Raw genomic sequence first — 13261 nt, forward strand, 5'->3', positions numbered from 1 at the left:
CCTCGGCCCCGCCCTCGCCGCGCCCGCGACCGCGCCCGCCGCGACGCCGGCGGCTGCCGCCCTCGCCCGACTCGTCGGCCGGACGCTCGGTCTGCGGGCCGCTGCTGCGAGGTGCGGAGCTGGTCCGCGAGTCGCCCCGACGAGAGTCGCCGCGGTTGCCACGGATCGCGTCCGAGTGTGAGCCGCCGGCCGGGCGACCGCCGCCCCGCTTGCCGGTCTCGCCCAGGTCCTCGAGCTTCTCGGCGCCGAGGCCCTCGCGGGTCTGCTGCGCCTTGGGCAGGCGCCCCTTGGTGCCCTCGGGGATGTCGAGGTCCTCGTAGACGTGCTTCGAGCTGGAGTACGACTCGATCGGCTCCGGGATGCCCAGGCCGAGCGCCTTGTCGATCAGGCCCCAGCGCGGGATGTCGTCCCAGTCGACGAACGTCACCGCGGTGCCCTTGGCGCCCGCGCGGCCGGTGCGGCCGGTGCGGTGCAGGTACGTCTTCTCGTCCTCGGGGCACTGGTAGTTGATGACGTGCGTGACGGCCTCGACGTCGATGCCGCGGGCGGCGACGTCGGTGGCGACCAGCACGTCGACCTTGCCGTGGCGGAACGCGCGCAGCGCCTGCTCACGGGCGCCCTGGCCGAGGTCGCCGTGCAGTGCGCCGGCGGCGAAGCCGCGCTCGACCAGGTCGTCGGCCACCTTGGCGGCGGTGCGCTTGGTGCGCGCGAAGACGATGGTCAGGCCGCGGTCGCGCGCCTGCAGGATGCGGGCGAGCATCTCGACCTTGTCCAGGGCGTGCGCGCGGTAGACGACCTGCTTGATGTTCTTGACGGTCTGGCCGTCGTCGTCCGGGTCGGCCGCGCGGATGTGCGTCGGCTGCGTCATGTAGCGGCGCGCCATCGCGACCACGGCGCCCGGCATGGTGGCCGAGAACAGCATGGTGTGCCGGCTGGCCGGCGTGGCGGCGAGCAGCGTCTCGACGTCCGGCAGGAAGCCCAGGTCGAGCATCTCGTCGGCCTCGTCGAGGACGACGGCCTTCACGTGCGACAGGTCGAGGTGCTTCTGCTTGAGCAGGTCGATCATGCGCCCGGGGGTGCCGACGACCACGTCGACGCCGCTGTTCAGCGCGGCGATCTGCGGCTCGTACGCGCGGCCGCCGTAGACCTGCAGCACGCGGACGGACCGGCGCGAGGAGGCGGTGGCCAGGTCGCCGGCCACCTGCACGGCGAGCTCGCGCGTGGGCACGACGACGAGCGCCTGCGGCTTGCCGGGGTGGGCCAGCTGCTCGTAGCCCTCCTCGCCGGGGGCGACCACGCGGTGCAGCAGCGGGACGCCGAAGCCGAGGGTCTTGCCGGTTCCGGTCTTGGCCTGGCCGATGATGTCGTGGCCCGAGAGGGCGACCGGCAGGGTCATGGCCTGGATGGGGAACGGGTGCGTGATGCCGGCGTCGGCCAGCGCCTGGACGATCTCGGGGCGGACGTCGAAGTCCGCGAACGAGGCCTCCACCGCCTGCACGGAGGACCAGGTGTTCTTCAGGGGACGGGTCATGGGCTCGGCCAGAGCAGAGACCTGCTCCGGCGTCTCGTCGGTGGTGGTCACGAGGACTCTTCACTGCGAAGGGTGGCGGGCCGCGCGCTGCCGGGGCCGACGGGTGTCGGAGCGTCCCGGGCGACAGCGGAGATCACCACGCGGGTTGGCCGGCAGCCGATCGTGCAAGTCGACTCGCGCGCGTCGTCCGGACGGGTCCGGGGCTGCGCGAGAATGGGTCTGATCGTCGAACGAACGGGGATTCCTAGACGACCGGGCAACCGAATTACCTGCACAGTCTATCCGACTGCTCCCGCAGGCCGGTCGACGCCCCGCCGGGGCTACGATCCTCGGATGACGACGACGCACGCACGGACCGGTGTCGAGGACGTTCCCGCCGTCGGCTCGCTCGAGCACGACGACGCCGTCGAGCTCCTGGGCCTGGTCGCACAGCTCGAGCACGTCGCGTTCGCCCGCCTGGCCGCCGACGCGTCGCTCGCCCCGACCATCGAGCAGAGCCTCGAGCTGAGCCGCTTCGCGGCCGCCGCCGTCGAGCGGCGTGACCGCGTCCTGGCCCGCATCACGGCGATCGGCGGCGACCCGGTGGCGGCCGTCCGGCAGTATCACGACGTGCTCGACGACTTCGACGCCCGCACGCAGCCCAGCTCGTGGTGGGAGCGCCTGCTCAAGGCCTACGTCGGGTACGGCGTGGCCGACGACTTCTGCCGCCTCGCCGCCGAGGGCCTCGACGAAGGGTCGCGCGCGGTCGTGCTGGAGGTCCTCGACGACGCCTCGCACGCCGAGCTCGCCGTCGCCGAGCTGGACGCCGCGGGATCGGCCGACGGCGTGCTCACCGCGCGGCTCGCGCTGTGGGGCCGACGCCTGGTCGGGGAGGCTCTCGGCGTGGTCCAGCGGCTGCTCGTGCAGCGGCCCGCGCTCGTGCGCCTGGTCGCCCACGGCTCCGCCGCCACCACGGACGCAGCGCCGGCCAGCGCGCCGACCAAGCTCTTCGGCGAGCTCACCGCGCAGCACACGCGCCGCATGAGCCGCCTGGGCCTGACCGCCTGAGCCCGAGCGCGCAAGAGCCCCGCACGGATGCTCCGTGCGGGGCTCTCGGGCGTCGTCGACCGGGTCCTCAGAGGGTGCCGAAGCCGACGCGACCCTTCGTCTCCGAGCCGATCTCCACGTAGCCGAGGCTCGCTGTCGGCACGATGACCCGGCGGCCGCGCACGTCGACCAGCTCGAGCGCGGGCCGACCGCTCAGCGCGGCTGCCACCGCGGCGGCCACCTCGTCCGGCGTCTGGTCGGACTCGAGGCTGATCTCCCGAGGCAGGTTCTGCACGCCGATGGTGATCTCCACCGTCATCTCCTTCACGTCCTTACTCCACGCTGTGGATTCTCACGTCCCGGCCCAGCCGCAGCCGGTGGGCCGTGGCACGTCGTCCGATCCTAGGCGTCCTCGTACACGAAGTCGGGCCGGATCAGCGCGGAGACCCCGCCCCAGGCCAGCTGGGAGACCAGCTCGACCGTGCGCTCGGGCCCGACCTCGGTCGGCTGGCGCAGCCGGTGGGTGGCGGCGCCCTGCGCCATGGCGATGAGCGAGACGGCGAGCATGCCCGCGTCGTCGAGGGACAGCGCTGTGACCTGCGACAACACCACCGTGATCCGGCGGGTGGCCTCGGACGACGCGTGCTCGACCCGGGCGCGCACGTCGGCGTCGTGCGTCACGTCGGACTCGAACAGGAGCGCGGACGACTCTCCTGCGCCCTCGACGAACATGATGTACGCCCGCACGATCGCGGCGATGACGTCGCGCCCGTCGCCCCGGCGCACCGGTCCCTGCTCGATGCCGGACACGGCGGAGTCGACGGCGACGAGCAGGTCCGCGCCGTTCTGGTCCACCACCGCGAGGTAGAGGTCCAGCTTGGACGGGAAGTGGCGGTAGAGGACCGGCTTGCTGACCTCGGCGCGGTCCGCGATGTCGTCCATCGAGACGTGGTGGAACCCCTCGGACGAGAAGAGCTCCTGGGCGATGCGCAGGACCTGGGCGCGGCGCTCGTCGCGCGCCATCCGGGGGCTCCGCGCCCTCGGGGTCGAGTCGTCCGTCCCGTCCGTCATCCCGGCATGGTAGCGACGGGATGTGTCAGTGGTGCGACGATGACCGGGTGACGCCTCCGGGAGTGCTCCGGGCAGACCAGGGACCGGCGCGTGCGCACCAGCGCACGCCGGTCCCTCCTCGTCGTCCGCGCAGGTCGCGGCTCCGGCGCCGCGGTGCGACGCCCGCGCTCGTCGCGGTCGTCGCCGGGCTCGCTCTCGGCGCCGGCGCCGGGTGGTGGACCATGGGGTCGCCGCCCGCGGTCGCGATGGTCGACAAGGTGCTCGGGCCGTCGTCGAGCCCGGCCGCCGTGGGTGCCTACGACGCCGAGCTGCTCGACCGCGACAACGACGCGCAGAGCCGGATGTCGGGCGGCCGCCAGCCTGTGCTCACGGACCCCGTCGAGTCGCCGCTCGGCATGCTCCCGACGGACCCACCGCCGAGCGTCTTCGCCCTGCCCCCGGGGCTGACGGCGCAGGACGTCGCCGCCGGGCTCCTGTCGCCGGACGTCCCGGAGTCGGCCGCGGGCACGTTCACGGTGGTTCCCGGCACCGACCCGGGCCCCGGCACGGGCACCGTCCGGACCGTGCGCGTCGAGGTCGAGGACGGCCTGGCGGTGGACGGGGCGCTGTTCGCCGCGACCGTGATGGCCACGCTCAACGACCCGCGCGGCTGGGGCGCGGACGGGTCGCTGTCGTTCGCGCGCACGGACGGCGACGCCGAGCTGCGGGTGCTTCTCGCCTCGCCGACGACGGTCGACGCGCTGTGCGCCCCGCTGCGGACGGACGGCGAGGTGTCCTGCGGGCGCGCCGGGCACGCCGCGCTGAACCTGCGCCGGTGGGTCGAGGCGACCGCCGAGCTGGCGTCGGACAAGGTGCAGTACCGGCAGTACCTGGTCAACCACGAGGTCGGCCACCTGCTCGGCCACGGGCACGAGCGCTGTCCGGGACCGGGGCAGCGGGCACCCGTCATGCAGCAGCAGTCGTACCAGGCGGCCCCGTGCACGCCGAATGCGTGGCCGTTCCCCTGACCGTTCTTTCCTACGTCCGCTCGGGTCAGGCGGGTCGTGCACGACGGTGTCGGTGGGTCGTGATGGGATCGGTCGCGTGACCACCTCCGCGCCCGCCCTGCGCCTCGTGCGCCCGGCGTTCGCGGACGTCCCGGCCGTCGGCCCCGGAGCCGCCGTCGCGCTCGACGCCGAGCAGGCCTCGGTGGTCGCGGCCGTGGCCGATGGGCTGGATCGGGCCCTCCTCGTCCTCGGCGCCCCCGGCACGGGCAAGACGACGGTCGCCCTCGAGGCGGTCGTCGCCGCGGTGGATCGCGGGCTCTCGGCGGAGGACGTGCTCGTCCTGGCGTCCGGACGGCGCGCGGCCGCGGACCTGCGCGACCGGCTGTCCGCGCGGCTGCGGCGGACCTCGGGCCGACCGCTGGTGCAGACCGCGGCGGCGGCGGCGTTCTCGATCCTGCGTGCGCGGGCCTCCCTGCTGGGCGAGCCGGCCCCGACGCTGGTGTCGGGTGCCGAGCAGGACCTCCTCATCGGTGACCTCCTCGCAGGCCACGCGGTCGGCGAGGGCGTGCCGCTCGCGTGGCCGCCCGAGGTGCGCCCGGACGTGCTCGGGCTGCGCCCGTTCCGCGACGAGCTGCGCGACCTGCTGATGCGCGCTGCCGAGCGTGGCCTGACCCCCGTGCAGCTGGCCGCGCTCGCGGACGCGCACGGCCGACCGGCCTGGGCGAGCGCCGCCCGGCTGTACGAGGAGTACCTCGACGTCCTCCAGCTGCGGACCGGCACGCCCGACGTCGGTGCCCGGCTGGACCCGGCGGTCGTCGTCGACGAGGCGGCGCAGGCCCTCGCCTCGTGGGACGAGGAGGTACCGGGAGCGGTCCGTCCTCGCTGGCGCCTCGTCGTCGTCGACGACCACCAGGAGAGCACGTCGGCCACCGCCCGCCTCCTGCGTGCCCTCGCCGACGACGGAGCCCGCGTGGTGCTGCTCGCCGACCCGGACGCTGCCGTCCAGACGTTCCGCGGCGCGATCCCGTCGCTCGTGGGCCGGGCGGGCGTCGACGGCCCGGGCCCGGGTGAGGTCGGCGCGCGCACGGTCGTCCTGCGCACGTCGTGGCGTCACGACGCCCCCTTGCGGGCCGTGGTCGGGCGGATCGCGGAGCGGGTCGGTGCTGTCGGCGCGGTGCAGCACCGTCGCGCGGCGGCGGGCGGCTCCGGCGGGGGCGGGGTGCGCGCAGCGATCCTGCCCAGCACGGCGCAGGAGGCGGCGTTCGTCGCCCACACGCTGCGCAGCGCCCACGTCGAGCGCGGGGTGCCATGGGGCGAGATGGCGGTGGTCGCCCGGTCGGGCGCGCAGGTCACGGCGCTGCGGCGCGCACTCGCGGGCGCCTCGGTCCCGGTCAGCGTGCTCGGCAGCGACGTGCCGCTGCGGGAGGAGCCGGCCGTCCGGCCGCTGCTCGACGCGATGCGGGTCTGCGTCGGTGCGCTCCCGCTCGACGCGGCGACCGCGACGCGCCTGGCGTGCTCGCCGCTGGGTGGCCTGGACACGGTCGGGCTGCGGCGTGTCCGGCGCGCGTTGCGCGCGCAGGAGCTCGCCCAGGGCGGCGGGCGCACCAGCGACGCGCTGCTGGTCGAGGCGCTCGCCTCGGACGAGCACGTCCCGGCGGCCGCCCGGCCCATCGCGCGGCTCGCCCGGGTGCTCGCCGAGGGCCGCCGGGCGGCGGCGATCGCCGGTGCCGATGCCCAGACGGTGCTCTGGGCGCTGTGGCACGCGGCCGAGCAGGCGGAGCCGTGGCGCCGGTCCGCGCTCGCCGGCGGCACCGCGGGGGAGCGGGCGGACCGGGACCTGGACGCCGTGCTGGCGTTGTTCCGTGCGGCCGAGACGTTCGTGGACCGTATGCCGCGCTCCACCCCCGGGGCGTTCGTCGACTGGCTGCAGGCGCAGGACCTGCCCTCGGACTCGCTCGCCGCCCGCGCCCGCCGGGCGTCCGTCCAGGTGCTGACCCCGGCCGGGGCGGCCGGCCGGGAGTGGGACGTCGTCGTCGTCGCGGGGGTGCAGGAGGGGTCGTGGCCCGACCTGCGGCTGCGCGACTCGTTGCTGGGCGCGCAGGCGCTCGTGGACGTCGTCGCGGGGCGCGTGGGATCGGAGGGCTTCGACGCCGCCGCCGCGCGCGAGGCCGTGCTGGCCGACGAGCTGCGCTCGTTCGTCGTCGCGTGCTCGCGCGCCCGGCGGTCGCTGCTGGTCACGGCGGTCGACGACGCGGACCACCAGCCGTCGCCGTTCCTCGACCTCGTGGACCCGTCGGACGACGACGTCGACCCGCGGCGGACCACGGTGCCCGCCCCCTTGGACCTGCGGGGGCTGGTCGCGCAGCTGCGGGCGCACCTGGAGCAGGCCGCCCTCGACGACGCCGAACCGGACCCCGTGGCGGCGAGCACGCTCGCGCGGCTGGCCGCTGCGGGCGTGCCCGGTGCGGACCCGGCGCACTGGTACGGCCTCGCCGAGGCGTCCACCGACCAACCCCTGTGGGGCGACGACGAGCGTGTGCCCGTCTCGCCCTCCAAGGTCGAGACCGCTCAGCGGTGCGCCCTGCGCTGGGCCCTCGAGGCGGCCGGCGGCACGGCCTCGAGCAGCGGCGGCCAGAGCCTGGGCACGCTCCTGCACGCGATCGCGCAGGAGCACCCGCGCGGCACGGAGGCCGAGCTGGCCGAGGCGCTGGACCGACGCTGGGGCGAGCTGGGCCTTGGCGCAGGCTGGCCGGCGCTGGCCACGCGCCGCAAGGCGGACGCGATGGTGCACCGGCTCGCCGTGTACCTGCGGACCGCGGGCGAGCCGTTGCTCGTCGAGGCGGAGTTCTCCGTCGACACCGACCGGGCCACCCTGCGCGGCTCCGCGGACCGGATCGAGCTCGTGGACGATGGCGCGACCGGTCCCGTGGTGCGCGTCGTCGACCTGAAGACCGGCGCGAGCCCGCCCAGCGTGAGCAAGTCCGCGGAGAACCCGCAGCTGGGCGCGTACCAGCTGGCAGTCGACGCGGGTGCGTTCGACGGGCTGCCCGAGGGCGCGACCTCCGGGGGCGCGCAGCTGGTCTTCCTCGGCACGGGGGCGTCGGCCGTCCTGCGCACGCAGGAGCCGCTCGGTCCGGAGAGCGACGGCCCCAGCTGGGCCCGCACGATGGTGGACCAGGTGGCCGACCGCATGGCGGCGTCCACGTTCGAGGCGACCGCCAACGACCTCTGCGACCGGTGCCCGGTCCGTCGCTCCTGCCCGGTCCGCGGCGAGGGCGGGCAGGTGGTCGCATGACCGGCGTGCTCTCCGCGGCCCAGATCGCCGCCCTGGTCGGTCAGCCGCCGCCCACCGAGGAGCAGCGGCTGGTCATCGAGGCACCGCTCGGACCGTCGCTGGTCGTCGCCGGCGCCGGGTCGGGCAAGACGGAGACGATGGCCGCGCGGGTGGTCTGGCTGCTGGCCAACGGCGTCGTCGAGCCCGACCAGGTCCTCGGCCTGACGTTCACCCGCAAGGCCGCGGGCGAGCTGTCCGAGCGGGTGCGCCGGCGGCTGCGGACGCTCGCGCGCGCCGCCGCCGCGGAGGGTGTCGTGCTGCACGGCGCCGTCGATCCGGCTCGCGGCGACGCGCTCGCGGGCCTGTCCCGTCCGACCATCTCGACCTACAACTCCTACGCGGCGTCCCTGGTCGCCGACCACGCCCTGCGGCTGGGGCTCGACCCGTCGGCGCGGTTGCTCGGCGAGGCCGCACAGTGGCAGCTGGCCTCCGAGGTGGTCGAGGCGTGGAGCGACGACCTCGACACCGACGCGGCGACCTCGACGGTGATCGAGGCCGTGCTGACGCTCTCGGGCGCGCTCGACGAGCACCTGCTCGATGCCGCCGGGGCGCGCGCCGGGATCGAGGGCATCCTCGAGGCGATCGCGGCGACCCCCGCCGGCACGCCGCCGCGCGAGCCGTACGCCGACGTCAAGAAGCTCCTGCGGTCCCTGGGGGAGCGGGTCCGTGTGCTCGACCTCGTCGCCGAGTACCGGGTCCGCAAGCGTGCGGGCGACGCGATCGACTTCGGCGACCAGGTCGCCCTGGCCGCGCGGCTGGCGCTGGACGTGCCCGAGGTGGGCGCGGGCGAGCGGCAGCGGTTCCGCGTGGTGTTGCTCGACGAGTACCAGGACACGTCCTACGCCCAGCTCACCCTGCTCGGCGCCCTGTTCGGCGGTGGGCACCCGGTGACGGCCGTCGGCGACCCGAACCAGTCGATCTACGGCTGGCGCGGTGCCAGCGCCGGTGGGCTGGAGGGCTTCCCGACGTCGTTCCCGGAGGTCCGCGATGACGGCAGCCGGACGCCGGCCGACGTCCACCAGCTGTCGACCTCGTGGCGCAACGACCGCCTGATCCTGGCCGCGGCCAACCACGTGGCGGCCCCGCTGCGCGCCTCGGCCACGCGCGTCGCGGTGCCGGTCCTCGCGGCCCGGCCGGGCGCGGGCGAGGGGCGCGTGCACGCCCACGTGGCCGAGACGCTCGAGGACGAGGCGCGCGCGGTCGCGCAGTTCGTCCGCGAGCGGTGGCGCCCGGCTCGTCCGGGACGGGAGCGGGTCACGGCGGCGGTGCTCTGCCGCAAGCGGTCCCAGTTCGAGCCGCTGCGCCGCGCCCTGCGGGACGCGGGCCTGCCCGTCGAGGTCGTCGGCCTCGGCGGCCTGCTCTCGGCGCCCGAGGTGGTCGATCTGGTCGCCCTGCTGCAGACCGCGCACGACCCGTCCCGCGGCGACGCCCTCATGCGGCTGCTCACGGGTGCGCGGACGCGGCTCGGTGCGGCGGACCTGCACGCGCTGGCGGCCTGGTCGGGCGAGCTCGCCGCGCGGAACGACCGCCGGTCGCAGGCCCGGCACGGGGCGGCCACAGACAGCCAGGGGCCGGCGGGGTCTGCGGCCGAACGCCTCGGGGCGACACCCGTGGACGGCGCGCCGCAGGTCGTGGTGGAGGCCGACGCCGTCGACGAGCGCAGCATCGTGGACGCGCTCGACGCGATCACGGAGCTGCCGGTGGACGGCTGGACCAGCCGGGGCGGCCGGACCCTCAGCGCCGTCGGTCGGGCCCGGCTGGGAGAGCTCGCGTCGACGCTGCGGGTGCTGCGGGCCCACACCTACCTGTCGGTGCCCGAGCTGGTCGGCGAGGCCGAACGCCTGCTCGGCCTCGACATCGAGGTCGCTGCACGGGCTCGGACGTCGCCGGGCCGGGCGCGCGCGCAGCTCGACGCGTTCCGCGACGTGGCCGTGGAGTTCGCTCGCTCCGCCGACCACCCCAACCTCGGCGGCTTCCTCGCCTGGCTCGAGGCGGCCGACACCCGGGAGAACGGGCTCGACATGCCGGTCTCCGAGCCCGACCCGGATGCCGTGCAGCTCATCACGGTGCACGCCGCGAAGGGCCTCGAGTGGGACGTGGTCGCGGTCGCGGGGCTGGTCGACGGTGGCCTGCCGGCGACGCCGACCCAGGGCAAGGACGGTCCCAAGGACTCCGCGTGGCTGACCGGGCTCGGCTCGCTGCCCTACCGGCTGCGCGGCGACCGCCACGACCTGCCGGTCTTCGAGTACGCCGGGGCGGCCGACCCGAAGGACCTCGAGGAGCGCCGCAAGCGCTTCGTCCTCGCAGCCGGCGACCACCAGGTGGCCGAGGAGCGCCGCCTCGCCTACGTCGCGCTGACCCGCGCCCGGTCCGACCTGCTGCTCACCGCGGCCTGGTGGGGCGACGGCACGCGGGCCCGCAAGGTCTCGACCTTCCTCACCGAGCTCGCCGAGGCGGGCCTCGTGGAGTCCGGAGGCTGGGAGTCGGCGCCCGACGACGGCGGGACGAACCCGAGGGCGTCGCTGACCCTGACCGCGACCTGGCCCGCCGACCCGTTCGGCGCGGAGCGCGCCTCGACCCGTCGCCCGCACGTCGAGGCGGCCGCCTCCCGTGTCCGAGCGGCCATGGCGCAGCTGGAGCCGGCGATGGCGGCGGTGGAGACCCCGACGACGCCGCCCTCGGGCGATCCCGCGCACCCGTGGGAGGTGCTCGCGGAGCGGCTGCTCGCCGAGCGTGAGCGCGCTCGGACGCCGGCGGGCGAGGTCGAGCTGCCCGCGCACCTGTCCGCCTCCGCGCTGGTCCGGCTGGAGGGCGACCCGACCGAGTTCGCGCAGCACCTGCGCCGCCCGGTGCCCGCCGAACCGTCCCCGCAGGCCCGCCGTGGCACGCGCTTCCACGCGTGGGTCGAGGGCTGGTACGGCAGCGCGTCGCTGGTGGACGTCGACGCGCTGCCGGGCGCCGACGACGACGACGAGGCGTCGCTCGACCTGGACGAGCGCGCGCTGCGCGAGGCGTTCCTGGCCACCGAGTGGGCGAACCGGTCGCCCGTGGCGGTCGAGGTGGACATCGAGATCTCCGTGGACGGCTACGTGCTGCGCTCCCGCATCGACGCCGTGTTCCCCGACCCGGACCGTGCGGCGTCGAACGATGCAGCCTGGCGCGGCGCGGCCCCGAGCGGCGCGGCTGGGAGCGACGCGGCCCCGAGCGACGCGACCGCGGACCCGGGCGGTGTCGTCGTCGTCGACTGGAAGACGGGCGCCCCACCGAAGGACGACGCGGCGCGCGCGTCCAGGGAGCTCCAGCTGGCCGTCTACCGGCTCGCCTGGTCGCGATGGACGGGCACGCCCGTGGACCGGGTGCGGGCGGCGTTCTGCTACGTCGGCGCCGGGGTGACGGTGTACCCGGAGCGGCTGCTGGACGAGGCGGAGATCACCGCCCTGCTGCGCTCCGCGACCGCGGCCGACGAGCCGCAGGCGGCCGGCCGGCTCGCCGGTCCGCGGCCCAACCGACGCGGACCCCGAGCAAATCCGCAGGGACGTCGTCGGCCCGGCTGGGAGGGCGCTAACGCCGCGCCGGCGCGCCGCTCGGCGCCGACGGCCGCACCGACGCTGTTCGACTCGGACGGAGGCTGACCGTCCGCGTCAGTCGAGCAGCCGGGCCCGCACGCGGGCGAGCTCCGCGTCCGTGAGGCCGTGCCGGGAGAGGTAGTCCGCGACGTCCAGGCCGTCCAGCAGCGCGCGCAGGTGGCCGGTGACGTCGCCGAGCCACGCCGTCAGCTCGTCCGGGGTCCGCGGTGGCTCGTCGCCGTTCCCCGCCGCCGCGTACGCGTCCATGGCGATGACGCTGCACGCGTAGTCGTCGACGATCGCGTCCACGGGCACGCCGACCGCCGAGAGCAGCAGCGCGGTGACGAGCCCGGTGCGGTCGCGGCCCGCGGAGCAGTGGACGACGACGCCTCCGGGGGGCGCCTCGGCGATCGTCCGGACGACGCCGACGACGAGGTGCGGCCAGGCGTCGAGGTTGGCGCGGTAGTAGGCGGGCGAGTTCAGGACGTCGCCCCACCGGGCCATGAAGGCGCGGTCCTCCCACACCTCGATGGGCCGATGGTGCCGCGTGACGGACGGCGGGACGGCGATTGGCTGGATCTCGTGCGGGTTGCGCAGGTCGACGATCGTGCGCACGCCCGCGTCGACCAGCTCGTCCCAGCCGTGCACCTCGAGGCCGTCGAGGCGGGGCGCGCGGTAGACGCGGCCGAACCGGGTGGTCGCCGTCCCCGCGGGCAGGCCGCCGAGGTCGCGGGCGTTGTGCAGGCCGCCCCAGCTGACCGTCCGATCGATCACGCGAGCAGCGAGCGCGCCTCGGTGTCCTGACGCGTGTGGGCGTCGAGGTCCTCGAGCATCGCCACGGCGTCGTCGATGATCTCGTCGTCCTGGCTGCGCACGCCGTAGAGCAGCCACCGGGCGAGCGCGAGCTCCCCGGCGAGCAGCGCGCGATCCGCGAGGTGCGGGTCGGTGAGCTCGGTGCGGCGCAGCTGGTACGCCTCCATGATCGAGTCGGTGACGTCGGGTGCCGCCGCGACGAGCAGCCACGCCAGGTCGTCGGCCGGGTCAGCCACGCAGACGTCGCCCCAGTGCAGGATGCCGGTGACGGCGTCGCCGGCGGCGAGCACCCGGTCGCTGGTGAGGTCGCCGTGCACGACGGTGGGCCGGAAGCGCCAGAGGGCCACGTCCTCGAGCCGCTCCTCCCAGCGCCGCAGCAGCGCGGCCGGGACCTTGCCGGTGCGGGCGGCCTCGTCCACCTCGGCCTGGCGACGCTGGCGGTACTCACCCGCGTCGTAGACGGGCAGACCGGCGTCCTCGACCAGGCCGGTCGGCAGCTCGTGCACCGCGGCGATCGCGCGACCGAGGGCGGCCGCGAGTCCCGGACCGGGGACGAGCCGCTCGAGGCGCAGGGGCTCACCGGCGATCTCGGCGTGCACAGCGGCGCGTCCGCCCTCGGGCAGGTGCGCGAAGCCGACGGGCGCCGGGACGGCGAACGGGAGCTTGCCGCGCTCGACCTGCTCGGCGAGCGCGGCGAGCAGCACGACCTCGGCCTCGAGCGCGGCACCGGCGGTCGCGTGCTGGGGTGCGCGGACCACCCACCGGTTGCGGTGGGCGTCGATGACGACGGCCGTGTCGAAGTCTGACCCGGGCTGGGCGGGCCGCCGAACGTCGAAGGCGTCGAGTCCCGGGACGGCGACGGTCGCCAGCGCGGCCAGGGCGAGAGGGGATCGGACCACGCGCCAAGGATAGGCGGGCGATCGACCGGTCCCGG

The 13261-nt window shown here is 75.8% G+C and carries 9 protein-coding genes; 4 read left to right on the plus strand and 5 right to left on the minus strand.

What is annotated here, in order from left to right:
- On the minus strand, positions 1-1531 hold a 1531-nt coding region (locus AC1DQC_RS12610), incomplete at its 3' end, for a DEAD/DEAH box helicase (protein WP_477051659.1).
- A gap of 333 nt (positions 1532-1864) precedes the next feature.
- Between AC1DQC_RS12610 and AC1DQC_RS12615 the strand changes: the two genes are divergently transcribed.
- On the plus strand, positions 1865-2578 hold the full coding sequence (locus AC1DQC_RS12615) for a ferritin-like fold-containing protein (protein WP_477051584.1): 714 nt from the start codon (positions 1865-1867) through the stop codon (positions 2576-2578).
- 67 nt (positions 2579-2645) lie between these two features.
- Here AC1DQC_RS12615 and AC1DQC_RS12620 read toward each other — a convergent pair whose 3' ends face one another.
- Positions 2646-2870 (minus strand): DUF3107 domain-containing protein, encoded by a 225-nt coding sequence (locus AC1DQC_RS12620; RefSeq protein ID WP_477051585.1) that lies wholly within the window; start codon positions 2868-2870, stop codon positions 2646-2648.
- Between the two features lie 89 nt (positions 2871-2959).
- A complete protein-coding gene (locus tag AC1DQC_RS12625) occupies positions 2960-3628 on the minus strand; it encodes a TetR/AcrR family transcriptional regulator (protein WP_477051586.1) in 669 nt (222 codons plus the stop codon).
- A 47-nt stretch (positions 3629-3675) separates the two neighbouring features.
- On the opposite strand from AC1DQC_RS12625, the gene AC1DQC_RS12630 reads away from it, so the two are divergent.
- The 3 genes from AC1DQC_RS12630 to AC1DQC_RS12640 all read left to right on the plus strand — a co-directional run bounded on the left by AC1DQC_RS12630 (position 3676) and on the right by AC1DQC_RS12640 (position 11580).
- The gene (locus AC1DQC_RS12630) at positions 3676-4635 is read left to right on the plus strand and encodes a DUF3152 domain-containing protein (protein ID WP_477051587.1); all 960 of its coding nucleotides are present in this window, start codon (positions 3676-3678) and stop codon (positions 4633-4635) included.
- Positions 4636-4711: 76 nt separating this feature from the next.
- Positions 4712-7909: an ATP-dependent helicase gene (locus AC1DQC_RS12635; protein WP_477051588.1), complete on the plus strand. Its 3198-nt coding sequence runs from the start codon at positions 4712-4714 to the stop codon at positions 7907-7909.
- On the plus strand, positions 7906-11580 hold the full coding sequence (locus tag AC1DQC_RS12640; protein ID WP_477051589.1) for a UvrD-helicase domain-containing protein: 3675 nt from the start codon (positions 7906-7908) through the stop codon (positions 11578-11580). Before AC1DQC_RS12635 ends, AC1DQC_RS12640 begins: the two co-directional genes overlap by 4 nt.
- Positions 11581-11589: 9 nt before the next feature.
- Here AC1DQC_RS12640 and AC1DQC_RS12645 read toward each other — a convergent pair whose 3' ends face one another.
- Together AC1DQC_RS12645 and AC1DQC_RS12650 are read right to left on the minus strand one after the other, a co-directional pair.
- The gene (locus AC1DQC_RS12645; protein ID WP_477051590.1) at positions 11590-12288 is read right to left on the minus strand and encodes a tyrosine-protein phosphatase; all 699 of its coding nucleotides are present in this window, start codon (positions 12286-12288) and stop codon (positions 11590-11592) included.
- Positions 12285-13226 carry a phosphotransferase gene (locus tag AC1DQC_RS12650; protein ID WP_477051591.1) on the minus strand — a complete coding sequence of 314 codons (942 nt, stop codon included), beginning with the start codon at positions 13224-13226 and terminating at the stop codon, positions 12285-12287. The genes AC1DQC_RS12645 and AC1DQC_RS12650 overlap by 4 nt, the downstream gene beginning before the upstream one ends.
- Between the last annotated feature and the right edge of the window lie 35 nt (positions 13227-13261).

The organism is Cellulomonas sp. P4_H12, from assembly GCF_056400905.1.

Bases quoted from the DNA above. Each gene is read 5' to 3' on its own strand.
- AC1DQC_RS12625 (WP_477051586.1), bottom strand. From the start codon at position 3,628: ATGACGGACGGGACGGACGACTCGACCCCGAGGGCGCGGAGCCCCCGG.
- AC1DQC_RS12640 (WP_477051589.1), top strand. From the start codon at position 7,906: ATGACCGGCGTGCTCTCCGCGGCCCAGATCGCCGCCCTGGTCGGTCAG.
- AC1DQC_RS12615 (WP_477051584.1), top strand. From the start codon at position 1,865: ATGACGACGACGCACGCACGGACCGGTGTCGAGGACGTTCCCGCCGTC.